The 22,973-nt window shown below is 33.2% G+C and carries 25 protein-coding genes; 10 read left to right on the top strand and 15 right to left on the bottom strand.

Going from position 1 to position 22,973, the window contains the following annotated elements:
* Positions 1–4: 4 nt before the first annotated feature.
* The 5 genes from AABD74_RS08790 to AABD74_RS08770 are packed head-to-tail and all read right to left on the bottom strand — an operon-like array spanning position 5 to position 5,196.
* Positions 5–1,468 (bottom strand): UDP-N-acetylmuramoyl-L-alanyl-D-glutamate--2,6-diaminopimelate ligase, encoded by a 1,464-nt coding sequence (locus tag AABD74_RS08790; RefSeq protein WP_406845274.1) that lies wholly within the window; start codon positions 1,466–1,468, stop codon positions 5–7.
* Entirely contained in the window at positions 1,465–3,483 is a 2,019-nt protein-coding gene (locus AABD74_RS08785) for a penicillin-binding protein (protein WP_232681622.1), read from the bottom strand. Before AABD74_RS08785 ends, AABD74_RS08790 begins: the two co-directional genes overlap by 4 nt.
* Positions 3,474–3,821, bottom strand: a complete 348-nt coding sequence (locus AABD74_RS08780) for an FtsL-like putative cell division protein (RefSeq protein WP_232681621.1) — start codon at positions 3,819–3,821, stop codon at positions 3,474–3,476. The genes AABD74_RS08785 and AABD74_RS08780 overlap by 10 nt, the downstream gene beginning before the upstream one ends.
* An 18-nt stretch (positions 3,822–3,839) precedes the next feature.
* Positions 3,840–4,748 (bottom strand): 16S rRNA (cytosine(1402)-N(4))-methyltransferase RsmH, encoded by a 909-nt coding sequence (gene rsmH, locus AABD74_RS08775; RefSeq protein WP_406845273.1) that lies wholly within the window; start codon positions 4,746–4,748, stop codon positions 3,840–3,842.
* Positions 4,723–5,196 carry a division/cell wall cluster transcriptional repressor MraZ gene (locus tag AABD74_RS08770; protein WP_406845272.1) on the bottom strand — a complete coding sequence of 158 codons (474 nt, stop codon included), beginning with the start codon at positions 5,194–5,196 and terminating at the stop codon, positions 4,723–4,725. The genes rsmH and AABD74_RS08770 overlap by 26 nt, the downstream gene beginning before the upstream one ends.
* 378 nt (positions 5,197–5,574) lie before the next feature.
* On the opposite strand from AABD74_RS08770, the gene AABD74_RS08765 reads away from it, so the two are divergent.
* Together AABD74_RS08765 and yihA are read left to right on the top strand one after the other, a co-directional pair.
* Positions 5,575–6,339, top strand: coding sequence for an alpha/beta fold hydrolase (locus tag AABD74_RS08765; RefSeq protein WP_232681617.1), 765 nt, complete (start codon positions 5,575–5,577; stop codon positions 6,337–6,339).
* 42 nt (positions 6,340–6,381) lie between these two features.
* Positions 6,382–7,014, top strand: coding sequence for a ribosome biogenesis GTP-binding protein YihA/YsxC (gene yihA, locus AABD74_RS08760; protein ID WP_232681616.1), 633 nt, complete (start codon positions 6,382–6,384; stop codon positions 7,012–7,014).
* A 103-nt stretch (positions 7,015–7,117) separates the two neighbouring features.
* On the opposite strand, the gene gldC is transcribed toward yihA, so the two are convergent.
* Both gldC and gldB read right to left on the bottom strand, forming a co-directional pair.
* The gene (gene gldC, locus AABD74_RS08755; protein ID WP_232681615.1) at positions 7,118–7,453 is read right to left on the bottom strand and encodes a gliding motility protein GldC; all 336 of its coding nucleotides are present in this window, start codon (positions 7,451–7,453) and stop codon (positions 7,118–7,120) included.
* Positions 7,453–8,406 (bottom strand): gliding motility lipoprotein GldB, encoded by a 954-nt coding sequence (gene gldB, locus AABD74_RS08750; RefSeq protein ID WP_406845271.1) that lies wholly within the window; start codon positions 8,404–8,406, stop codon positions 7,453–7,455. Before gldB ends, gldC begins: the two co-directional genes overlap by 1 nt.
* Positions 8,407–8,507: 101 nt before the next feature.
* Here gldB and nadE point away from each other — a divergent pair, with 101 nt between their 5' ends.
* Positions 8,508–9,314, top strand: coding sequence for an NAD(+) synthase (gene nadE, locus AABD74_RS08745; protein ID WP_406845270.1), 807 nt, complete (start codon positions 8,508–8,510; stop codon positions 9,312–9,314).
* 92 nt (positions 9,315–9,406) lie between these two features.
* Positions 9,407–10,036 carry a response regulator transcription factor gene (locus AABD74_RS08740; protein WP_026730588.1) on the top strand — a complete coding sequence of 210 codons (630 nt, stop codon included), beginning with the start codon at positions 9,407–9,409 and terminating at the stop codon, positions 10,034–10,036.
* Positions 10,037–10,122: 86 nt separating this feature from the next.
* On the opposite strand, the gene dnaG is transcribed toward AABD74_RS08740, so the two are convergent.
* The 5 genes from dnaG to AABD74_RS08715 form a co-directional block, all read right to left on the bottom strand.
* Positions 10,123–12,192 carry a DNA primase gene (gene dnaG, locus AABD74_RS08735; RefSeq protein WP_406845269.1) on the bottom strand — a complete coding sequence of 690 codons (2,070 nt, stop codon included), beginning with the start codon at positions 12,190–12,192 and terminating at the stop codon, positions 10,123–10,125.
* 129 nt (positions 12,193–12,321) lie between these two features.
* Positions 12,322–13,350: a hypothetical protein gene (locus AABD74_RS08730; protein ID WP_406845268.1), complete on the bottom strand. Its 1,029-nt coding sequence runs from the start codon at positions 13,348–13,350 to the stop codon at positions 12,322–12,324.
* A gap of 357 nt (positions 13,351–13,707) precedes the next feature.
* A complete protein-coding gene (locus AABD74_RS08725) occupies positions 13,708–14,436 on the bottom strand; it encodes a hypothetical protein (RefSeq protein ID WP_406845267.1) in 729 nt (242 codons plus the stop codon).
* Positions 14,423–14,983: an RNA polymerase sigma factor gene (locus tag AABD74_RS08720; RefSeq protein WP_406845266.1), complete on the bottom strand. Its 561-nt coding sequence runs from the start codon at positions 14,981–14,983 to the stop codon at positions 14,423–14,425. The genes AABD74_RS08725 and AABD74_RS08720 overlap by 14 nt, the downstream gene beginning before the upstream one ends.
* Before the next feature lie 198 nt (positions 14,984–15,181).
* Positions 15,182–16,159 carry a polyprenyl synthetase family protein gene (locus AABD74_RS08715; RefSeq protein ID WP_232681607.1) on the bottom strand — a complete coding sequence of 326 codons (978 nt, stop codon included), beginning with the start codon at positions 16,157–16,159 and terminating at the stop codon, positions 15,182–15,184.
* A 163-nt stretch (positions 16,160–16,322) separates the two neighbouring features.
* On the opposite strand from AABD74_RS08715, the gene AABD74_RS08710 reads away from it, so the two are divergent.
* Positions 16,323–17,183 (top strand): hypothetical protein, encoded by an 861-nt coding sequence (locus AABD74_RS08710; protein ID WP_406845265.1) that lies wholly within the window; start codon positions 16,323–16,325, stop codon positions 17,181–17,183.
* Positions 17,184–17,667: 484 nt separating this feature from the next.
* On the opposite strand, the gene rlmN is transcribed toward AABD74_RS08710, so the two are convergent.
* Complete coding sequence (rlmN, locus tag AABD74_RS08705) at positions 17,668–18,720, bottom strand: 23S rRNA (adenine(2503)-C(2))-methyltransferase RlmN (protein WP_406845264.1); 1,053 nt, start codon at positions 18,718–18,720, stop codon at positions 17,668–17,670.
* 210 nt (positions 18,721–18,930) lie between these two features.
* Between rlmN and AABD74_RS08700 the strand changes: the two genes are divergently transcribed.
* The 5 genes from AABD74_RS08700 (at position 18,931) to AABD74_RS08680 (ending at position 21,753) form a co-directional block, all read left to right on the top strand.
* Entirely contained in the window at positions 18,931–19,524 is a 594-nt protein-coding gene (locus tag AABD74_RS08700; protein WP_406845263.1) for a YceI family protein, read from the top strand.
* Between the two features lie 216 nt (positions 19,525–19,740).
* Positions 19,741–20,106, top strand: coding sequence for a hypothetical protein (locus AABD74_RS08695; RefSeq protein ID WP_406845262.1), 366 nt, complete (start codon positions 19,741–19,743; stop codon positions 20,104–20,106).
* A 115-nt stretch (positions 20,107–20,221) separates the two neighbouring features.
* On the top strand, positions 20,222–20,863 hold the full coding sequence (locus AABD74_RS08690) for an O-methyltransferase (RefSeq protein ID WP_406845261.1): 642 nt from the start codon (positions 20,222–20,224) through the stop codon (positions 20,861–20,863).
* A 164-nt stretch (positions 20,864–21,027) separates the two neighbouring features.
* The gene (locus tag AABD74_RS08685; RefSeq protein WP_406845260.1) at positions 21,028–21,171 is read left to right on the top strand and encodes a hypothetical protein; all 144 of its coding nucleotides are present in this window, start codon (positions 21,028–21,030) and stop codon (positions 21,169–21,171) included.
* A 12-nt stretch (positions 21,172–21,183) separates the two neighbouring features.
* Positions 21,184–21,753, top strand: a complete 570-nt coding sequence (locus AABD74_RS08680) for a phytanoyl-CoA dioxygenase family protein (protein WP_406845632.1) — start codon at positions 21,184–21,186, stop codon at positions 21,751–21,753.
* 227 nt (positions 21,754–21,980) lie between these two features.
* Here the strand turns inward: AABD74_RS08680 and AABD74_RS08675 are convergent, their stop codons facing one another.
* Together AABD74_RS08675 and AABD74_RS08670 are read right to left on the bottom strand one after the other, a co-directional pair.
* Entirely contained in the window at positions 21,981–22,544 is a 564-nt protein-coding gene (locus AABD74_RS08675; protein WP_406845259.1) for a phosphatase PAP2 family protein, read from the bottom strand.
* 1 nt (position 22,545) lies between these two features.
* Positions 22,546–22,893: a twin-arginine translocase TatA/TatE family subunit gene (locus tag AABD74_RS08670; RefSeq protein WP_232681599.1), complete on the bottom strand. Its 348-nt coding sequence runs from the start codon at positions 22,891–22,893 to the stop codon at positions 22,546–22,548.
* Between the last annotated feature and the right edge of the window lie 80 nt (positions 22,894–22,973).

Genomic DNA, 22,973 nt, shown 5'->3' with positions numbered 1-22,973 from the left:
TTTGTTATTTTCTTAGTTGTTCTAAAATTTCTTTTACAGTCTCCATATCATCAAAATGATGGCGGACACCATTTATTTCCTGATAGGTTTCATGCCCTTTTCCGGCAATCAGAATAATATCATTTGGCTGCGCCAATTGACAAGCGGTTTTAATAGCTTGTTTTCTATCTGTAATTCTCAATATTTTTTTATAATTATGAGCTTCTACACCTTGTTCCATCTCATCCAGAATCACTTCAGGATCTTCGTTTCTTGGATTGTCTGATGTTAAAATTGCTTTATCGCTAAGATCTGTTGCAATTTTTGCCATAATTGGTCTTTTTGTTTTATCTCTGTTTCCACCGCAGCCTACAACTGTAATCAACTGCTCGTTTTTTGTACGGATATCATCAACCGTTTTTAGAACATTTTCTAAAGCATCCGGCGTGTGCGCGTAATCTACAATTGCTGTTATTTTTGAATCGGTAACGATGTATTGAAAACGTCCTGAAACACTTTCTAAATCAGACAGTAAACGCAATGCTTCCAAACTATCTAAACCTAACTCAACTGCAGTTCCGTAAATAGCCAAAACATTATATGCATTAAAAGTTCCAATTAGTTTTACCCAAACTTCATTGTCGTTTACTTTTAACAATAAACCAGACAATTGGCTTTCTAAAATTGTTGCTTTAAAATCAGCATATGATTTTAGAGCGTATGTAAACTTTCTTGCAACAGTATTTTGCAGCATTACAGCTCCGTTTTTATCATCGATGTTTGATAATGCGAAAGCTGTTTTTGGCAGCGAATCAAAAAATGATTTTTTTACGTCTCTGTATTCTGCAAAAGTTGGATGATAATCTAAATGATCGTGCGAAAGGTTCGTGAAAATCCCACCCACAAAATGCAAAGCTTCTGTACGTTTTTGATGGATTCCGTGTGAGCTTACTTCCATAAAACAATGCGTAACTCCAGCTTCGATCATTTCATTTAAATAATGATTGATTGTAATTGAATCTGGCGTTGTATGCGTTGCAGGATATTCTGTATTATCAACCATGATTTTTACGGTTGATAATAAACCAACTTTAAATCCTGCTTTTTGAAACAATTGAAATAATAATGATGCAATTGTTGTTTTTCCGTTTGTTCCGGTTACGCCTACTAATTTTAGTTTTGAAGATGGGTCTTCAAAATAATTAGACGCAATAAAAGCCAATGCTGTATTGGTATCTTTTACCTGAATATAGGTTACTTCTTTCTCAATATTTTGAGGAAGTGTGTCACAAATAATAGCTTTTGCACCTAACTGAATCGCTTTTTCGATATAATCGTGCCCGTTAGATAATGAACCGCGAATGGCAACAAAAATATCATTTAACTCTACTTTTCGGGAATCAAATTCAATTTTATGGATACCAATTTCTGTCGAACCTATTACAGATTCGATAGCCACTTTATATAATATGTCTTTTAGTATTTTCACGATAATTCTAATACTATTGTTGTGTTTTTATTTATAATTTTTTCTCCTGCCTGAATAGATTGCTTTTTCACCTTTCCTACTCCTATTACTTTTACCTTAATTTTTACATTAAGATTTTCAAGCAAAGCAACAGCATCCATTCCCGGCATTCCTTTTAAATTAGGAATTGCATTTGATTTTTTTCTTGATTCTACATCATACTTATCATAACTGCTTTCCTGTTTTGCAATTTTAGAATCCAGTTGTTTAATTTTATTTGTTGACGGCGCGTCTGTAAATATTTTTTGGGCAATTCTTTTAAAAACCGGCCCTGCAACGTCTGCTCCGTAATAATTGTTTTTTGATGTATTTGGTTTATGAACTACTACAATACAAGAATATTTTGGATGCTCTGCCGGAAAATATCCAACGAAAGAAGACGCATAATATAATGCTGATTTTCCTTCTTTTCCTCCATAATTCATCTGAGCCGTTCCTGTTTTTCCTGCCATCGAAAAATCTTTCGAATACAATTTAGAACCTGTTCCTTTTTTAACCACATTCAGCAATACTGCTTTTAGTTTTTTAATGGTCTCCGGCGAACAAACTCTTGGATTTATAACTTCAACATCAAACTTTTTGATGGTTTTGTTCCACTCTTTAATTTCAGAAACAAATTGCGGTTTTACCATTACACCATTATTGGCAACTGAATTATAATATGCCAAAGTCTGCATTGGTGTAACTGAAACATTATATCCAAAAGCCATCCACGGAAGCGTTGTTCCTGACCAATGTTTGTCTCCAGGCTGTGGAATATACGGTCTTCCTTCTCCTTTAAAATGCAATCCTAATGTCTTATTTAATCCGTAACTATTAATATGATTCACAAACTTAGACGGATTACTTTTGTAATTTTCATAAACCGCCTGAACCATAACTGTATTTGACGAAAGTTCAAATCCGCGGGCTAATGAAACTTTCCCATAACCACCTTTATGCGAATCATTAACAGCTCGCCCGTAATATTTAACCTGACCTCCGTGACTATCGAAAACTGTACTTGTATCGGCTACTTTATCTTCTAAAATTGCCATTAAATCAACTAGTTTAAAAGTCGATCCCGGTTCATGAGATTCTGCAATCGCATAGTTTGTGGTTTCATAATACGACCCATCTTCTGCTCTTCCTAAATTTGAAATTGCTTTTACATGGCCTGTTTCTGTTTCCATAACTACCACACAGCCGTGATCTGCTTCGTAATCTTCCAGTTGTTTTAATAAAGCATGATGCGCAATATCCTGAATAAAAACATCTATTGTCGAAATAACATCATAACCATCAATTGGGTCCACTTCGTTTAAATCTCGAATTGGTTTCCATTGTCCTTTTGCAATTTTTTGTTTTAGGATTTTTCCGTCTTTTCCGTTTAAATAACTTTTAAAAGCCCATTCAATTCCTTTTCCAACTTCAATTCCGGTTGCCGGATCAATACGGTCGTAACCAATTGTTCTTTCGGCAATTTTCCCTATCGGATGTTTTCTAACCGTTTCCTGTTCTACAATAATTCCGCCTTTAAAAGCCCCTAAATTGAATAATGGAAAACCTTTAATTTTTACATATTCGGTATAACTTAAATTGCGGGCAATTAAATAATATCGGTTTTTGTTTTGTCTGGCTTTTCTTAATTCTTTTTGAAAATAACTTCCCGGTTTATCTAATATAGTAGCCAGAGAATCTGATAATGCTTTTACATGTTTTTCAAAAGTTTCTGTTTTTGGTGCTTTAGCATCAAAACGAATCTCGTAATTCGGGATTGATGTTGCCAGTAAACTTCCATCTGCAGAATAAATATTTCCTTTGTTTGCCGGAATTACAAAATTTCTAACAGTACGCTGTTTTGCCAGTTTTCTGTAATAATCTCCTTCAACCCATTGAATATTGGTTAATTTAACAACAATAGCAATTGCCATCAAAAAGATGAAAACTGCTACAAGGTAAATTCTGTAGGATATATGTTTATCGTCTACTGCCATATTCTTTTAAAGAAACTTTTTTCTTCTTCTTTTTTAACTTCTATTTTTGTTGGAGGAACTGTCGATGGATAAATTTGCTTTTCCTGCATTTTATCTGATATCGTCGATTCCATTTTTAATTTCATTAGTTCTGAACGTCGATCTACAAATTCAGATCGCAGTTCTTTTACTTCATTATTCAATTTTGCGATTTCAAAAACCTTTTGTTCGTATCGCTGGGTATTTGCAATCATCAAAATAGCCAGCAGAATTATAAAAACAATGAACCTCCAGTTTTTTACTGCGTCATCGTTTATTAGAAATCTTGCTTTTAATATGCTGAATACTCCACCTTTCATTTTTTCTACCTATATATATTATATCTTTTCGGCAATTCTCAATTTTGCGCTTCTTGCTCTGTTGTTGATTTTGATTTCAGCATCATCAGGAACAATCAGTTTTCCTATTGTTTTAAACGGTACCGAATAATTCCCGTAAAAATCTCTCTCAGGCTCTCCTTCAAACATTCCGTTTTTAATAAATCTTTTTACCAGCCTGTCTTCTAAAGAATGGTATGAGATTACTGAAAGTCTTCCGCCCGGATTAAGAATCTCTAACGATTGCTCAATAAATTCTTTTAGAACGTCCATTTCCTGATTTACTTCAATTCGAATAGCTTGATAAATCTGGGCCAATATTTTATTTCGAACTTTTTCAGGTAAAAATTTCTTCAAAACGTCTTTTAATTCATCTGTCGTTTTAATTGGATAATCTCTTCTTGCTTCTACAATAGTTCTTGCTAAAACCGGTGCATTTTTCAACTCCCCATAATCAAAAAAAACACGACGTAAATCCTGTTCTTCATATTCGTTAACCACACGATAAGCATTTAAATCATTTTTCTGACTCATCCGCATATCCAGCCCTGCATCAAATCGGGTTGAAAAACCTCTTTCCGGAACATCAAACTGATGTGATGAAACTCCTAAATCTGCTAAAATTCCATCTACACCTTTAACACCATAAAAACGAAGAAATCTTTTTATAAATCTGAAATTCTCATTAATCAAAGTAAACCTTTCGTCCGGCAGGGCATTTGCTAAAGCATCTTCATCCTGATCAAAGGCGAATAGCTTTCCGTTTGGCCCTAAACGTCTCAAAATTTCTTTTGAGTGACCGCCGCCGCCAAACGTTACATCTACATAAATGCCGTCTGGCTTAATATTTAAACCATCAACTGTTGGATGAAGTAAAACCGGATTATGATATTCCATTGTCGTCGTCATTAATATTTCCCATTACTTCTTCGGCTAAATCTGCAAAATCCATATCTTCGCCGCTTATTGATTTTTCGTATAAATCTTTATCCCAAATCTCTACAATATTAACCGCAGATGAGAATACTACATCTTTAGCAATACCAGAAAAAGCCACCAAATCTTTTGGCACTAACAATCTTCCTAATGCATCAATTTCTACCACTTTTACGCCAGCAGTAAATCTGCGAATGAAGTCATTGTTCTTTTTCACAAAACGATTCAACTTGTTAATTTTCGCCATCATCAAATTCCACTCCTCCATTGGGTACAACTCCAGACACTGCTGAAAAACAGAGCGCTTCAAGACAAAACCGTCCTGAAGAGAAGAAGCCAATTGCTTTTTAAGCGGTGCAGGTATCATTAACCTCCCTTTAGCATCGACTTTACACTCATATGTTCCTACAATTGTGTTCAAGAAAAACCACTTAACATGTTATACAGCAAAAATATAAAAAAAATTACCACATATTACCACTAAATACCACTTTGTTAATAAGTTTAACCACATTTCTACCACCTTATTTAATTATTGCCAAATCAACACTTTAGACATTAATCAGTTCACAGATCAATTCTTTTAACAATTACAAAAATTATATAGTATTTCTCTTAAAAAAGTAATTATTATGCAATGATTTTAACATTTATACATTATCACAAAAAACACTCTAAAAGCTGATTTTTAAACACTTATATATTCGACTAAAATTATGTAGTTAAAAAATGGCAGCAAAAATTCATTTTTATTTATTAAACCCTATATTTGTCGAAATTGAAATTGGCATTAAACTAGATGGACAAAAACTACAAAAAAGAAGGCAAATACAGCTATTTTGAAGCTGGCGAAGGAACCCCTATTGTAATTTTACACGGGTTAATGGGAGGCCTTAGTAACTTTGATGGTGTAGCAGAATATTTCCCAACGAAAGGATATAAAGTCGTTATCCCGGATTTGCCAATATACACACAAAGCATTTTAAAAACGAATGTAAAAAGCTTCGCTAAATACGTTAAGGATTTTATCACTTTTAAAGGTTTTGACAAGGTTATTTTATTAGGAAATTCATTGGGAGGACATATTGCATTGTACCACACAAAATTATATCCTGAAAAAGTAGCCGGACTTGTAATCACCGGAAGTTCTGGTCTTTACGAAAGTGCAATGGGAGACAGTTATCCAAGAAGAGGTGATTATGAGTACATCAAAAAGAAAGCTGAAGATGTATTTTACGACTCAAAAATTGCTACTCCTGAACTTATTGATGAAGTATACGCAACGGCTAACGATCGTATCAAATTGATTAAAACGTTAACAATTGCAAAGAGCGCTATTCGCCATAATATGGCTAAAGATTTACCAAAAATGACAGTTGAAACCTGCATTATATGGGGTAAAAATGACTCAGTAACGCCGCCAAATGTTGCCGAAGAATTTGATAAATTATTGCCAAATTCAACTTTGTATTGGATTGACAAATGTGGACACGCCGCTATGATGGAACATCCTCAGGAATTTAATGAAATTCTTGAAAAATGGCTTACCGAGCAGAAATTATAGCATCTAACTTTCGATTTTAAGGAGGTTTTAAAAACCAAGAATATGAAAATTAATACCGCCGAATTTATTGTCAGTAATTCTGATGCATCAAAATGCCCGAAAGATTTTCTGCCGGAATACGCATTTATAGGCAGATCAAACGTTGGTAAATCATCATTGATTAACATGATTACCAATCATAAAAATTTAGCAAAAACATCTGGAAGACCAGGAAAAACACAACTGATAAATCACTTTAAAATCAACAATAATTGGTTTCTAGTCGATTTACCGGGTTATGGTTATGCTAAAGTTTCAAAAAAAACAAAATCAATTTTCCAGCAGTTTATTACGGATTATTTTGAAAACAGAGAGCAGCTAGTCTGCGCTTTTGTTTTGATTGATATTCGCCATGAAGCTCAAAAAATTGATATTGAATTTATGTCTTATATGGGAGAAAGCGAAATTCCGTTTTGCATTATTTTCACCAAAGCTGATAAAATCAGTAAAGTAAAAGTTGATTCGCATATTGCCGCTTACCGCAAACAGATGTATGCCAATAACTGGGCCGAAATGCCGCAGTATTTTGTAACCTCATCTACAGAATCTATTGGAAAAGAAGAGCTTTTGACTTACATAGATGAAGTAAATCAGGAGGTTTTTAAAAGTAACAGCGGGTTTTTAGATTCGATTTAAGGAGGTAAATTCCAATAAAAAGATTAAATTTTAAAATATAAAAAATCCCAAACTCCAACTTTAAAATTGGAATTTGGGATTTTTTTATTGGAATTTAAAACTACTACTTCGTTAATTCCAGTTTCTCTGCAAAGTAATCACAGAAATCCTTCATTGTATCCGACATTTTTTCGTCGTCTGTTGCACGCTTAAAAGTATCAGCCATTGCAACTAAAGTCTGGTGGAAAAAAATTTTCATTTCGTCTACCGGCATATCTTTTGTCCACAAATCAATACGCATTGTTTCCTGTGCTTTACTGTCCCAAATTGATAACATTATAGCTTTTGCTTCTTCGGCATGAACTCCTCCATCTTGTGCGCTCCATGTTAATTTTTCCGGAACACGGTTTTCGTCTAACTCGACATTAAATTTAATTTCTGATTGTATTGTATTTGACATTATTTCTTAGGTTTATATTTTGACTTTTCGAAAATCTCTTTTGCATTCACTTTTAATAATTCTGACAGCGGCACATTGTTGTTTTTCATATACGAACGAACAATCTGCCATCCAATCCAGGCGCCGACCCTTCCTGGAGAATCATTATCAATTTCTAAATAGAATTTAGAAAATGGGGCCGGTGCTATAAATCGTGTTGTTAATTTAGGGTCTAAACTGTACAACATTTCGTTTTCAAGAAAATAACGCCACATATAACTTTCATTTTCTTCGCACCATTTTATTTGTTCAGGTTTGTAACCTATTTTTTCTGCATCTGTATAATTGGGCAAAAGCAAATCTTTAGCATATAATTGCTTTCCTTCAAAAATCATTTGAGAAACCAGGTTTTTATCAGGATAAGCTGGAATATTTCGGTATGTAAAACTCGAAACTACATCTGGCATAATTTGTTTTTCTTCAAAATTGTATTTTATATATGCCGGAAATTCATAAAATTTATGATCCTTACCTAAATACAGTTCTAAAGCAACAACAACAAGACTATCTGCATAAATTGCTTTTGCATTATAATCCATTTCTCCAATTACGGTAACAACCTTTGGTATTTTAGTTTTTGGGAAATAATATTTTACATGCTTAAAAAGTTCATTGAATTCCTCACGAACAGGTTCAAAGTTGCTGTATTTTTTTTGTACCTCTTCGTAAACTTCTCTCCAGATTGGCTCTTTCATTTTTTGAAGCCAGACGTTATCATCGTTACCAGGAAAAAAGTATGGATATTGTTTTTTTATTTTAGCAAGATCTTCAGGTTTAGTTTCAAAAAATGCTTTATCAAAACGTTCTACTTTAATATCTACCGGGATTTCTTCAACCTCTTTTTCAACCTTTGTTTTTTGGTCACAAGACAAAAAAAACAAGCACAGAACCACTACAAAGCGATAAATTTTCATTTTATTTTATTTAGATTTGTGTTGCTGGAATTTAAGTACTTTTCTACTTAAAAAAATAATTCTGCAAATATACATCCCTGCATTTTAAAACTTGAACTATTATGGCTAAAAAAAGCACAATTCAGACAGAAAAAGTAAATACATATATTGTTGAATGGTTAAAAAATTATGCTGCTAATGCAAAAGTAAGCGGTTTTGTAATCGGAATCTCAGGCGGAGTTGATTCTGCAGTGACTTCTACCCTATGTGCACAGACAGGTTTACAGGTTTTATGCGTCGAAATGCCGATCCATCAGGCTGAAAGTCAGGTAACAAGAGGAAGAGAACACATTGAGCAATTAAAAAAACGTTTTTCAAATGTTTCAAGTGTACAAACTGATCTAACTGACACTTTTGAGGCTTTTAAGGCAGCTGTGCCAACTACAAAAGATTCAACAAAAGTTAATTTATCACTAGCCAATACCAGAGCACGTTTAAGAATGACTTCTTTGTACTATCTAGCTGGTATTCACGGGTTTTTAGTAGCAGGAACGGGGAATAAAGTGGAAGATTTTGGTGTTGGTTTCTATACAAAGTATGGTGACGGCGGTGTTGACCTGAGCCCAATTGCTGACTTAATGAAATCTGATGTTTATGCTTTGGGTGAATTTTTAACTATTCCAAATTCAATTTTAACAGCTGCTCCAACAGATGGACTTTTTGGAGATAACAGAACCGACGAAGATCAGTTAGGCGCAAGTTACGACGAACTGGAATGGGCGATGCTTGCCGCGGAGTCAGGAAAAACGGCGGATGACTTTAATGGGAGAGAAAAATCTGTCTTTGAAATTTATAAAAGATTAAACACCAGCAACAAGCATAAAATGGAAGCAATACCAGTTTGTTTAATCCCAAAAACGTTAAAATAAAATTTTTAACATTTGTCAACAATTAATTACAGAATTTATTTATTAATTTTACAATTCCAAAAACATGATAACAATTCTAAAAAGGTAAAATTATGATTAAAGTATGTCTTGCAGACAATCATCCTGTGACTCACTTTGGCGTTAAGTCTTATTTTAAAGACCACGATCAAATTTCAATTGTTGCCAACGTAGGCAATTTTTCAATGGTTAGAGATATTCTTCAGACGAAGGAGATCGATATTCTGATCTTAGATCTAGAATTAGAAGGTCTTTCAAGTATCTTCGAAGTAAAATCAATCTTGAAAAATTTCCCGAAGACAAAAATTGTAATCTTCAGTGACCTAGCTGAGCAAATGTATGCTCCAAACGCAATTAAAGCCGGAGTATCCGGGTATGTACACAAAACAGAAAAACTTGAAACTTTAGGTCTTTCTATTATTAAAGTACACGAAGGTAAAATTATCATCAACGAAACAGTTCGCAAAAACATGGCCCTTATTGCTAAACAAAGCAAGAGCGAACGTTTGTACAGAAAACTTTCTAACCGTGAAATCGAAGTTTTGCGCTATTTAAGTGATGGTAAGAAAAACAATGAGATTTCTAAAATCTTAAACCTGAACGAGAAAACGATCAGTACTTACAAACTAAGATTATTGACTAAATTGAACGTTACTAATTTAGTTGACTTAGTAAATAAGGCTAAGACTTTAGAAATTATTTAATTTGATGGTAATTTGATTTGCTTCGGCAAGATCATCAACCATAAAAAAAGCTCTATATTGTTTATCACTATAGAGCTTTTTGATTTTTATCCGCCATGGTAAGGAACTACCACCCTTCCTAGCTTTTTAGAAAAATTATTGAGCAGTTTAGAATAATCTACTACCATCGACAATAATTCTGAATTATCTTCTTTCGGATCAGAAATAAGTGAATTTTTTAATTCATGAATAATTTTTGATACCAAAAACCACCGCATAGAAAATATAGTATCTGAAACGTTTTGTTCAATTGTTACGTTTTTATGTTTCGGAAAAATATTCTGCCCTTCCCAGTTGTGAATAGTTACTTTTTCATCTTCCATTAAAATATTTGTTACTTCCTGTGCAAATTCAGGCTGCAGGTGCATCAAATATTTATCAAGGCTAAAAGCTTCATTGTGATTATAAAAATCAATAATATTGGTGTAAATATTTTGAAATAATGTATTTGACAATTCTACTTCATCTTCCTGAAGACTCAAATAGACTTTTTCAAATACTTTGTATTGTCTTTTTTCTGAAACCTCTTTTACATTTCCTTCTTCATCGGCTTTTAGGTAAACATCTTCAAAACTTTCAACAACACTTCCATATAAAAGAAGAATCTCAATGATTTTCCTTTCAAAACCATACAGAATATCTACTTTTTCTGCCTGTCCTTCCATATATCCCGGCTCTCCTGGATAATCATCCGGCGGCCCTGTTCTTGGATCTTCGGGATCTCCTCCTGAATATCCGGTATATTTTGGGTTTTGGTTTCTAACAACTTCAAAAGGTTTTTGTTCCTGCTTTTGCTTTTTATTAGCTTCTGCAATATCTTTTTGAATTAACTGTGCCAGCGTACTTACCAAAACCTGCTCCGAGATATCCATAATTCGGGCACATTCCTGAATATATACTTCACGCTGAATACGGTCTGGTATTTTAGAAATACTAGTTACCATATCACGAATCAAATCTGCTTTTTTGATTGGGTCGTTTTTAGCCTCATTCATCAGGATGGAAGCTTTAAACTGTATAAAGTCTTTACTGTTTTCTTCTAAATAAGCAACCAATGCATCATGCGAATTTTTGCGGGCAAAGCTATCAGGATCTTCTCCATCAGGAAAAGAACAAACCCTAACATTCATGCCTTCTTCCAGAATTAAATCGATTCCTCGAATAGAAGCTCGCAATCCGGCAGCATCTCCGTCAAAAAGTACAGTAATATTTTTGGTCAAACGATTAATCAACCGTATTTGATCCGGCGTTAAAGCGGTTCCTGAAGAAGCTACAACATTCTCAATTCCGGCTTGATTAAACTGAATTACATCTGTATAACCTTCAACCAAATAACAATTATTTTGTTTGGCTATTGACTGCTTTGCCTGAAAGATTCCATACAGGACTTTACTTTTATGGTAAATATCACTTTCGGGCGAATTCAGGTATTTTGCTGCTTTTTTATCGTTGGTTAAAATACGTCCTCCAAAACCTAAAACACGTCCCGACATACTATGAATTGGGAACATTACACGTCCTTTAAAACGGTCAAAAGGACGGTCTTCTCTGGCGATTGTTAGACCTGTACTTTCAAGAAATTCTAATTTATATCCTTTTCCGAGTGCTTCTTTGGTTAATGCATCCCAGGTTTCGGGAGAATATCCTAAATTAAATTTTTTGATACTTTCGGGAGTAAACCCTCTTTCTTTAAAATAAGACAACCCAATAGCTTTTCCTTCTTCGGTATTAACCATAACATCCTGAAAATACTTTGCCGCAAACTCTGAAACCAGATACATACTTTCACGAACATCTGTCATTGCTTTTTCAGCATCTGTCTGCTCGGTTTCTTCAATTTCAATATTGTATTTTTTGGCTAAATACCGAATGGCTTCGGGATAGGTAAAATGGGAATGTTCCATCAAAAAGGCAACAGAATTCCCGCCTTTTCCGGAACTAAAATCTTTCCAGATTCCTTTTGCCGGCGAAACCATAAACGAAGGTGAACGCTCATCTGAAAACGGGCTCAAACCTTTGTAGTTACTTCCTGCACGCTTTAAATTAACAAAATCACCAATAACCTCCTCAACGCGAGCAGTTTCAAAAACAGAATCTATTGTACTTTGTGAAATCAAAACGTAAATTATTTTTTAAAAATTATAGCTTGTAAAAGTACATAAATCCATTTTGAATTTTTGTTATTAAAATAAAAAAAGTGCCTCTATTGAAGCACTTTTTCTACTAACTAAACTCAAACTTTATTCTCAATTCAAATCAAGGCGTAAACCTAAAGAAACATTATTTTCTTTGGTTAAATTATCCTGAAATATGGGATTTAAATCATATTTAAAATACAAACTCAATTCTCTGTAACCAATGTAAGAACTCAAACCGTAAATAAAATTATTTACATTATAATCACCTTTAATTGTGGTTTTATATTTTAAATCGTCTTCTTCAAATTTTAAAATTTGTTTTGATTTTACGTTGATTCCAGCGTAACCCCCAACTCCAAAACGGAAACTTTTGTGTGTTTTGAAGTATTTTTTTCCGTTGCTTTCTCTCGCTTTTGTAAAATCAAATTCTAAGTGAACCGGAGCTGCTAAATACACGTTTCTAAAACGAGATTCTGTTAAATGAACCGGATTTTCTACAAGATCAGTCTGATCGCCGTTTACCACGAAGCTTCTATTTTCTGTTGGACGAATATTATTGTACATTAAGGAAAGTCCATATTTTGCATGAAGCAGGTTATCATTTTTCATTAATCTTGAGTTATAGGTAATACCCCATTCGTAAAAGTGTGAACCCATAAAACGGTAATTTGAGTCCTGAAGTTTTCCGTCGACCATTGTATTATTTAAACCCATAGCAAATACAAATTGCGAAGTGGTTCTTTTTTCACCATGAATAGAATCTTTGTCTCGTTTTGGAGACTTCCAGCGAATCATATAGACCCTGGAAGAATCTTCTTTGATTTTTCCATCTACTTTTTGCTGGACTAGATCGTTTAGTTCATTTTGAGCCAAAGTCACTTTTTCTTCAATAATTACTGCTCGGGCTTCAGCTAATTCTTTTTTGCGTTTATCAGCTTGTTCCTGCGTAATTTTTCCTTCAGACAATTGAACATTTACGGCTTCAATTTCTTGTTTTAAAGTTTCTTTTTCTTCTTTAGTAATCTTTTCGATTTTATTGGCAATTTGCTTTGCTCTTGACTCAAAGGTTTCCTGTCCCAATACTTTGCTTACGAATAAGAAAACCAGGATTACGAGATAAATAGTAAAATTTTTCATGATTGATTTTTTAATTGTGATTGTGATTGATGATGTATTTAATTATTAATTGTGAATTGTAAATGGTTAATTCTCCATCGGGTTAATCCCGAAGCCTCGGGACGACGCTACAATTATGGATAGTTCATTCGGAATCGAAAATCTATATTCTATTTTCTTGTCTCTTTATTGCATTCCCATCGGGTTGAAACCTGACGCTACAATATGGATCGTTCATTCGGAACTGAAAATCTATATTCTATTTTCTTGTCTCTTTATTGCATCTCCATCGGGTTGAAACCCGACGCTACAATATGAATCGTTCCTTCGGAACTGAAAATCTGTACTTTTGTTTCTTGTTTCTTTATTCTATGCTCTTTATTCTTTCTCCTGCTGGTTTCTATTTGCCAAGGCCACTTTTACCGTTTGATAGTTTTTATTGACTTTGGTAATCACTTTTTCTCTAAATGAAAGTTCTAATTCGCCATCGACTTGGTTTAGTAAATCAGAAGCATTGATTTTTACTTTTGATTTTTTTACTGAACTTTGAGCCAAAACGGTTTTTTCGGCCGCTTCGAGTAATTGATCTGTATTCTCTTTTTTAGGGTTTTCGGTAACTGCGACCGGGTTTGTATTCGATTGTTTTTCCTGATTGTTTTTGATGATGACTGAAGACTCCGCTATTTGATTTGATTCATTTTTAATGATTTTATTTGGTGTTTGATTAAAGTTATTTTCTTGTTTATTTGATTTTTGTGTTAGAGTTTCTGTTGAAGTTTTTTCTGCAATCACAGTTTCTGTTTGAACGGATTCAACTTTATTTATAGTTGGTTTAGCAGTAGAATCTTTTTTAATGTTTTCTTCGATTACAACACTTTTAGGCATTTCGATCGCATCTTTCTTTTGATTGAAAAAGAAAGTTCCAACCAATAAAAAACCAATAATACTTGCCGCAATGTACAGCCATTTTCTATTTTTAGCTGGCTTTTTAGTTTCTTCTGCAACACTCAACATCGCATCTAATCGGTCCCAGGCTTTTTCGCTTGGTTCAATTTTGCGTTGGTTTAGTTTTTCTCGGAAATCCTTTTCAAAATTATTCGGTTCCATTATCTTGTTTTTTTAGAATTGTAATTTGTGTTTGCAGCATTTTTCTGGCGTGCGATAATTGCGATTTCGATGTTCCTTCATTAATTCCTAACATCTTGGCAATTTCATTGTGTTTATACCCTTCAATGGCGTATAAATTGAAAATCATTTTATAACCGTCCGGCAGAGCATCAATTAAAAATTGAATCTGATCAACGGTAAACTGACTGTCGATTTCGTTGAAACTTTCTTCTGTAAAAAATTCATCTTCGGCAAATTTTACTTTTTTCTGAACTCTTAAATACGAAATACATTCATTAACCATAATTCGACGAATCCAGCCTTCAAAACTCCCTTTATGTTCAAAGTTTTTTAGATTCGTAAATACTTTCATGAAAGCCGTGATCATTACATCTTCTGCCAGCTGAATATCCTTTATATATTGTCGGCAGACACTTAACATTTTAGAAGAAAACTTACTGTAAATCTGCTGCTGTGCTTGTCGATTATTTTCGACAGCAAGCTTTATGGTTTTAGTTTCTTCTTGATGTAAATGAATAATTTTCATTAATAAGCTTTTCGGTTTTGGTTTTAGAAACAGACTTCTATTAGCATAGACGCATGTCGATTTGAAATGGTTGCATGAGAGGTGAAAAAAAATCAATTTTTAAATTTCAAATTTCAATCAATAGAAATACACAACTGATTTACAACAAAGTAAACCAATTATCTAATTGATAAATTTTCTAATTATCTAATTAAAAAATTATTTCTTTCTCTCAATAACGTAATTCACCATTAAGGTAAGCGCCGCTTTGAATTCAGAATCCGAGTAATTGTCTAAAAGGGAAAGTGCTTCCTGCTGGAACTGCACCATTTTGTTTTCGGCGTAAGCCAAACCATTATTATCTTTTACAAAAGCAATAACTTCTTTTACGCGTTTTTTGTCTTTGTTGTGGTTTTTGATGGAGTTTATCAACCACTTTTTTTCCTGTGGAGTACAGGTATTTAAAACATGAATTAAAGGCAAAGTCATTTTTTGTTCTTTAATATCAATTCCCGTTGGTTTTCCGATGGCTTCTTCGCTGTAATCGAATAAATCATCTTTAATTTGAAATGCCATTCCGATAAGCTCACCAAACTTTCGCATATTCTCCACCTGAATATCATCTTCAATTACCGATTTTGCACCAAGTGCACAGCAAGCCGCAATAAGTGTTGCGGTTTTTTTTCGGATGATTTCGTAATAAACATCTTCGGTGATATCGAGTCTGCGGGCTTTTTCGATTTGAAGTAATTCTCCTTCGCTCATTTCACGAACGGCTACAGAAATGATTCGGAGTAAATCAAAATCACCATTATCGATGGAAAGCAATAATCCTTTTGAAAGTAAATAATCTCCAACTAAAACTGCAATTTTGTTTTTCCAAAGTGCATTTATAGAGAAAAATCCGCGGCGGCGATTACTGTCATCCACCACATCATCATGAACTAAAGTTGCGGTATGAATTAATTCAATTACCGAAGCACCACGATAGGTTCTTTCGTTTACAATACCGCCAGAAACCATTTTTGCCGTCAAAAAAACAAACATCGGACGCATTTGTTTTCCTTTTCTATTTACAATATAATAGGTGATTCTGTTTAGTAACGCAACCTTTGAAGTCATCGATTCGTGAAACTTTTTTTCAAAAAGTTCCATCTCGGTAATAATAGGCTGTTTTATTTGTGAAGTAATATTCATTTCGATTTCAAATATACTATTTTAAATAAAAAAACGTTGTCTATTTTATGTTAGTATATCTATAAATATGCACTAATTTAAAAAAAACAATCCAAAAACACCTCAGCCTAATACTAATTTGAATTCATCTATTAAAAAGTAAAACCAAAAAAAACTATTTATTATGAAAACAAAATTTTTATTAATTGGAACATGTATCGCTTTATCACTATTCACAAGTTGTAATTCTGATGAAAACACAAATGACGGAACTAGTAAAATCATTACTAACGACGAAATAATTGCAAATTCTAAAATAGATGCCTCCATTGAAGATGTTACGAATATTGCTGAAGATCAGTTTAACTCGCAAGTAAACATTAACAGCAAACCTTCTGGAAACGTAAAACACTTTTTACCTGAATGTGCTGTTATTACAACCGTTTTAACTAATAATACTTTTACAAAAACAGTAGATTTTGGCGTTGATGGCTGTACGCTTGATAACGGAAATATAGTAAAAGGAAAAATGGTGATTTCGTTTTCTAATGACTTTTCTGCTTCTACACAGACTATCAGTTATACATTTGAAGGATTTTATCACAATGGCAAACTACTTCAGGGAAGTAAAAGTATTGTTAGAACTGTAAAATCAACCGATTTGCTGGCAGAAGCACATCCGGTTTTGACAGCCGCAATTGATCTGACTATTACTTTTGATGACGGAAGTGTTTATATTAGAAAAGGTTCTTTAGTAAAAGAAATGACTGCTGGTTATAACACTTGGTTTAATTGGGAAGACAATGTTTTTGTAGTTACCGGAAGTGGTACCACAACTTTACCAAACGGAGATACTTTCTCTGCAGAAATTACAACACCTTTAGAATTTATAGCTTCATGCAGAAAATCTTTTCCAGTAAAAGGTGTTGTTGAAATAACTAAAAATAGTGCTTTGGCTACTATTGATTTTGGCGATGGAGATTGTGATACACTTGCATCTGTAACAAAAGACGGTGTAACAGAAGAAGTCGATTTGAAAAAATAAGATCCCTTTTTGCCCGATAAAAAAGCATTAAAAACAAGATTCACCCTCGTTTTTAATGCTTTTTTATGTCTTTATAATATTGAACCCTTTATGTATAGTCCCTACGGGACATTTTCTACATTTTAATCATAATTTCTCTACCGATATTTAACTCCTAACGGAGTTTATATTGAAGAGTCCTGCTGGGTATCTCGGGGAGATTAAATATCGGCAGCAAAAAATAGCATAATCCGCACCTTTGTCCCGTAGGGCAATGTCATTAAGTTAAGAAGAAATCTATAAAATTACTTAACAGTTTAATTAAGAAAGTAATTAGAAAAATCAGTTTTTATCAGCGTTTTCGCTTTAGCGAATCAGTAAAATCAGCGTCTAATTGTAACGCGGATAAAACAGATTTACTTCATAAAAACGCTGATAAACACGGATTTGATTTGCAATAATTTTATTTTCTAAAAGCTTAACTTAATGACATTGCCCACAGGGACTATACCGCATCAGCTTCTTTGTTTGCCAATTGTCCGCAGGCAGCATCAATATCTTTTCCTCGGCTGCGACGCACTTTTACTACAACTCCGATATTTTCTAAAGCTTTAATGTAAGCTAAAATAGATTCTTCTGAAGCTTGTTGAAATTCTCCATCGTCAATTGGATTATATTCAATTAGATTGACTTTACACGGTACATATTTACAGAACTTTACCAATGCATCAACGGAAGCTTTATCGTCGTTGATTCCCTTCCAAACCACATATTCGTATGAAATTTTGCTTTTGGTTTTTCTGTACCAATATTCTAATGCTTCTCGTAAATCTTTTAAAGGAAAGTTTTTACTGAAAGGCATAATCTTCGCGCGGGTTTCATCAATTGCTGAATGAAGGGAAACTGCTAATTTGAATTTCACATCATCATCGGCCATTTTCTTAATCATCTTCGGAATCCCTGATGTTGAAAGCATAATGCGTTTTGGAGACATTCCTAAACCTTCTGGCGAGGTAATCATGTCTATGGCTTTAATTACATTATTATAGTTCATTAAAGGTTCTCCCATTCCCATAAAAACTATATTCGAAAGCGGATGATTGTGATATAAACGGCTTTCTTTATCGATTGCCAAAACCTGATCGTAAATTTCTCCCGGCTCCAGGTTTCGCATTCTTTTTAAACGTGCAGTTGCACAGAAATTACAATCTAAACTGCACCCAACCTGACTTGAAACGCAAGCTGTTGTTCGGGTTTCTGTAGGGATTAAAACAGATTCCACTACTAATCCATCATGCAGGCGGACCGCATTTTTCACTGTTCCGTCGCTGCTTCTCTGCATGGTATCAACCTTAATATGATTGATAACAAAATTTTCTTCAAGCATAGAACGTGTTGTTTTGGCAACATTCGTCATATCCTCAAAACTGTGTGCTCCTTTGCTCCAAAGCCATTCATAAACTTGATTTCCTCGGAAAGCTTTGTCATTATTTGCGACAAAAAAATCTCGTAACTGATCTTTTGATAAGGCTCTTATGTCTTTTTTCTCAATTTGCATGCTGCAAAGTTAATCACTTTTGTCATTTTTTTAATGATTCTTAAATTAAACCTTTATTATAATGATTTAATAAAATCCTATCCATGATTTTTATCAGTTCTTTTCCTATTCGTTTGCAATAAATTTGATCTAAGAAAAAGACAGGAATTTATAATCAATCCCAAACCGAATTGTAAACTGATCTTAGATTTAACTAAATACCACAAACAAATGAGAACGATCAAATCAATTTTATTAGCAGTAATAATCGCATTTTCATTGCAAGTAAAAGCGCAGCGAAAATATACCCTCACAAAATCAGTTTTTGAAGTTGCAGGAACTTCTAATATACACGATTGGGTTATGAAATCAACAGAAGGAACCGGCGGTGCTTACTTAACGATTACAGATTCAAAAATAACTGATATTAAAAACCTGACGATTACATTATTAGCCGAAAGTATTAAAAGCAGTAAAACCAGTATGGATGATGTGGCTTATGAATGTTTAGATACTAAAACACATAAAAATATCAAATATGTTTTAAAATCTGCCGATAAAGTAAACGAAACAATGTGGGTTTTAACTGGAACTTACACCATTGCAGGTGTTAGTAAAGATTACAAAACACAGGTAAAGGTAACAACCTATGATAACGGTAATTTTGTATTACAGGGTTCTAACCGAATGACTTTTACTGATTTTGAAATGACACCTCCGTCAGCTGCACTTGGAGTCGTAAAAGCCGGTAAAGAATTAACAGTGTTTTTCAATATTACTTTTACTGATTTTGCAAAAAGTGAAAATGTTTTAGTTATCAACTAACAATAATTTAAGAACAATAATATAACTCTTCTTTCGTAAAAATAAATTTTCAAAAAAATAAGTCTTCAGTTCCAAAAAGGAAAAATTTGGCACAAGAATTGTCTTGCTCTCAAAAGAAAAATAATCTTACAAAGCGCGCCATAATTTTAAAATTTGTATTTTTATTATTCCACTTTATAACCTTTTAAATTTTATAACCTAAAAAGACAATTTATCATGAAAAAACAAATTTTAAGTTTCGCTGTTGTTGCATTATTAGCTTTGGGATTACAATCTTGTGAGAAGAAAGAACCTAAACCTGCAGATGAAGAATTAACTCTTGGAAACAAAGTTGACTCCTTGACAACAGATATTGAAGAAGTGAAAGACAGCGCTGTAAGCAAAACAGAAGATGCTGCTGCAAAAGCGAAAGACGCTACTGAAAATGCAGTTCAAGAAGTGAAAGACGGAACTAAAAAAGCTGCCGCTGACGTAAAAGATGCTGCCAAAAAAGGCGCTGAAAAAGTTGAAAATGCTGCAAAAGCTGCAAAAGACGGAACTGTGAAAACAGCTAAAGAAGTAAACGAAGCTTTGAAAAAATAATTTTCAAATTAAAACTAAAAACGGAAAACCATTCGCCTAAACGAATGGTTTTTTTATGCAAAATAGCCAGCGGATATTTTTTTGTATTTTTGCATTCAATTAGAACAACTACAAAATGCATTTTATATCACAAGAATTAGAAGATTATATTGAGCAGCATTCTGAAAACGAACCAGAATTACTAGCAAAACTAAATAAAGAAACTTACCAGAAAATACTTTTACCACGTATGTTAAGCGGGCATTTTCAAGGCCGTGTTTTAAGTATGCTGTCTAAATTGATTCGTCCTGTAAATATTCTGGAAATCGGGACCTATACGGGTTATGCTGCACTTTGTTTATGCGAAGGAATGCAGGAAAACGGGCAATTGCATACCATTGATATTAAAGAAGAATTAGTAGATTTTCAAAGAAAATATTTTGACGCATCGCCTTGGGGAAATCAAATTTTTCAGCATTTAGGCGAAGCAATTGATATTATTCCGTCTATAGATGTAAAATTTGATTTGGTATTTATTGATGCAGATAAGGAAAATTACCTCAATTATTGGGAAATGGTTGTTCCGAAAATGAATAAAGGAGGCATTATTTTATCAGATAATGTTTTGTGGAGTGGGAAAATCCTTGAACCGGTTCATCCAAATGATGTAAGCACAAAAGTACTTTTAGAATATAATCTACATTTAAAAAATGACCCAAGAGTGGAAACGGTTTTATTGCCAATTCGTGATGGATTGACAGTGAGCAGAGTTTTATAAAATAAATCAATTACATCCAGCTTTAGCTGGAGAAATCTAATTTAAGAAAAGTCAAGGGCTTTAGCCAAATTAAACACTAGTAGATAATTTGGCTAAAGCCTTTTCTTTAATTCTATTTTACTACCTCCAGCTAAAGCTGGAGGCAATTCAACAAGCATTTAATTATGAATTACAGCACCGAAATAAACTCCGAAGGTTTTGCAATTATAAACAATGTTTATACTGAAAATGAAATTGAAAAGCTGATTTCATTAATAGAAAATATAACCGAAAATGATTCTGACAATGCTGCTTTTAGAAAATCTTAGGATTTATTTGCGATTAGACAATTTCATAAAAAAATACCTGAAACCTTAGATTTTATTTTCAACCAAAATTTAAAAGATATTATTCAATCTAATTTTGGAAAAGGATACTTCATTACCAAATCGATTTACTTTGACAAACCTGAAAAATCAAATTGGTTTGTGGCTTATCATCAGGATTTAACTATTTCTGTAGATACGAAAATTGAAGTCGAAAATTTTGAAAACTGGACTATAAAACAAAATCAGTTTGCGGTTCAGCCGCCAAAAGAAATTTTAGAAGATAATTTTACCGTTCGAATTCATATTGATACAACCACAAAAGAAAATGGTGCTTTAAAAGTTATCAATAATTCACATTCAAAAGGAATTTTAAGAATTGAAAAACTGAATTTTGAAAACGAAAAAGAAACAATATGCGAAGTTGAGAAAGGCGGAATCATGATTATGAAACCTTTATTATTTCATGCTTCAAAAAAAACTACAAACAACGAAAGAAGAAGAGTTATTCATATAGAATTCAGCAAACAGGAGCTTCCTTCCGGATTGGAATGGAGTGAAAGAAAAATTCTTGGAAATAATTAAGACGATTTCAAGAGTATTGTTAAATAAAAAATTCAATAGCCTCCAGCTTTAGTTGGAGGTAATAAAACCTAAAAAAAGGCTTTAGCCAAATACCTAGTGTATTCTGGCTAAAGCCTTCTTAATTTTTCTATAGAATCTCCAGCTAAAGCTGGAGGCAATTTATCCAAATTTTATATATGAAGACTTAGAACCTTAAGTATCTTAGATACTCAGAACCTTTAAAAAATTTATCCCGGAAAATATTGTGGTTTAAGTCTTCTGTAAGCTAAAAAGATTAAAAATCCGAAAAGAGCCCCAAAGAAATATCCTGTTAGAATGTCTCCCGGATAATGTAATCCTAAATAAATTCGGCTGTAAGCAAAAATTAAAGGCCATAAAAATAACAAGCCAAAATATTTGAAATGGCGTTTTAAAACCAAATATAAGAAGGTTGCAACAGCCATTGTGTTTGCAGCATGTCCTGAAAAAAAGCTAAAAGATTTTCTAACCTGAACAACTCTGATAATAGTATTGATATCAGGATTATTACAAGGACGTAAACGCTGAAATGTATGTTTAAAAAGATTGGTAGTTTGATCTGTAAAAGCAATTAAAACAGCTATAAAAAGCAGTAAATACAAAGTTTGTTTTCCTCCTACTTTTTTATAGATAAGATAAAACAGTAATAAAAAAAATGGAGTCCAATACATCTGATTGGTAATAAAAAGCCAAAATTTATCGTATGTTTCAGAACCTAAACCATTTAAATATACTAATAAATTAATATCTAATTCTTCTATTTTTTCCAGCATATTATCTTTGGCGTTTTATAGGTCCTGAAAGAGAGTCAATATCTTCTTTTACTTTATCAATTTCTGTTGCAGTATCTCCCAATAAATTAGTTGTATCACCTAATAAATTAGATTTTGCACTTTCAATTTCTGCATTGATATTACCTGTTAAACTATTCAAAGATTTAGTATCAAGACCATTTGCCTCTGCTCCTTTTTGAATTTCACTTTTAATATCGTTGGTTGCATTTTTTAACTGTGCCATCGCCTTACCCATTGTACGGGCAATTTCCGGCACTTTATCAGAACCAAAAAGCATCAGTACTATAAACAGTATGAAAACTAATTCTCCTCCTCCTATACCAAACATATCTTTTATTTTTGTTGTGCCACAAAGATATTAAATTTTGAAGCGCACAGTTTTAAAATTTACTTAAAAAAAAGACTCTG

This window comes from Flavobacterium soyae, assembly GCF_045348165.1.
Lineage (GTDB): Bacteria > Bacteroidota > Bacteroidia > Flavobacteriales > Flavobacteriaceae > Flavobacterium > Flavobacterium soyae.
The sequence above is the reverse complement of the archived record's forward strand: the minus strand, read 5'-3'. Positions and strand labels throughout refer to the sequence as shown.

Excerpts from the sequence above, each read along its gene's own strand:
- AABD74_RS08675 (WP_406845259.1), bottom strand. The coding sequence starts at position 22,544 with ATGCTGGAAAAAATAGAAGAATTAGATATTAATTTATTAGTATATTTA.
- gldC (WP_232681615.1), bottom strand. The coding sequence starts at position 7,453 with ATGTCAAATACAATACAATCAGAAATTAAATTTAATGTCGAGTTAGAC.
- AABD74_RS08695 (WP_406845262.1), top strand. The coding sequence starts at position 19,741 with ATGAAAAAACAAATTTTAAGTTTCGCTGTTGTTGCATTATTAGCTTTG.
- yihA (WP_232681616.1), top strand. The coding sequence starts at position 6,382 with ATGAAAATTAATACCGCCGAATTTATTGTCAGTAATTCTGATGCATCA.
- AABD74_RS08700 (WP_406845263.1), top strand. The coding sequence starts at position 18,931 with ATGAGAACGATCAAATCAATTTTATTAGCAGTAATAATCGCATTTTCA.
- AABD74_RS08785 (WP_232681622.1), bottom strand. The coding sequence starts at position 3,483 with ATGGCAGTAGACGATAAACATATATCCTACAGAATTTACCTTGTAGCA.
- AABD74_RS08725 (WP_406845267.1), bottom strand. The coding sequence starts at position 14,436 with ATGGAACCGAATAATTTTGAAAAGGATTTCCGAGAAAAACTAAACCAA.
- AABD74_RS08685 (WP_406845260.1), top strand. The coding sequence starts at position 21,028 with ATGAATTACAGCACCGAAATAAACTCCGAAGGTTTTGCAATTATAAAC.
- AABD74_RS08715 (WP_232681607.1), bottom strand. The coding sequence starts at position 16,159 with ATGAATATTACTTCACAAATAAAACAGCCTATTATTACCGAGATGGAA.
- nadE (WP_406845270.1), top strand. The coding sequence starts at position 8,508 with ATGGCTAAAAAAAGCACAATTCAGACAGAAAAAGTAAATACATATATT.
- rlmN (WP_406845264.1), bottom strand. The coding sequence starts at position 18,720 with ATGCAAATTGAGAAAAAAGACATAAGAGCCTTATCAAAAGATCAGTTA.
- AABD74_RS08730 (WP_406845268.1), bottom strand. The coding sequence starts at position 13,350 with ATGAAAAATTTTACTATTTATCTCGTAATCCTGGTTTTCTTATTCGTA.
- AABD74_RS08740 (WP_026730588.1), top strand. The coding sequence starts at position 9,407 with ATGATTAAAGTATGTCTTGCAGACAATCATCCTGTGACTCACTTTGGC.
- AABD74_RS08670 (WP_232681599.1), bottom strand. The coding sequence starts at position 22,893 with ATGTTTGGTATAGGAGGAGGAGAATTAGTTTTCATACTGTTTATAGTA.
- AABD74_RS08710 (WP_406845265.1), top strand. The coding sequence starts at position 16,323 with ATGAAAACAAAATTTTTATTAATTGGAACATGTATCGCTTTATCACTA.
- rsmH (WP_406845273.1), bottom strand. The coding sequence starts at position 4,748 with ATGACGACGACAATGGAATATCATAATCCGGTTTTACTTCATCCAACA.
- AABD74_RS08690 (WP_406845261.1), top strand. The coding sequence starts at position 20,222 with ATGCATTTTATATCACAAGAATTAGAAGATTATATTGAGCAGCATTCT.
- AABD74_RS08780 (WP_232681621.1), bottom strand. The coding sequence starts at position 3,821 with ATGAAAGGTGGAGTATTCAGCATATTAAAAGCAAGATTTCTAATAAAC.
- AABD74_RS08720 (WP_406845266.1), bottom strand. The coding sequence starts at position 14,983 with ATGAAAATTATTCATTTACATCAAGAAGAAACTAAAACCATAAAGCTT.
- AABD74_RS08765 (WP_232681617.1), top strand. The coding sequence starts at position 5,575 with ATGGACAAAAACTACAAAAAAGAAGGCAAATACAGCTATTTTGAAGCT.
- gldB (WP_406845271.1), bottom strand. The coding sequence starts at position 8,406 with ATGAAAATTTATCGCTTTGTAGTGGTTCTGTGCTTGTTTTTTTTGTCT.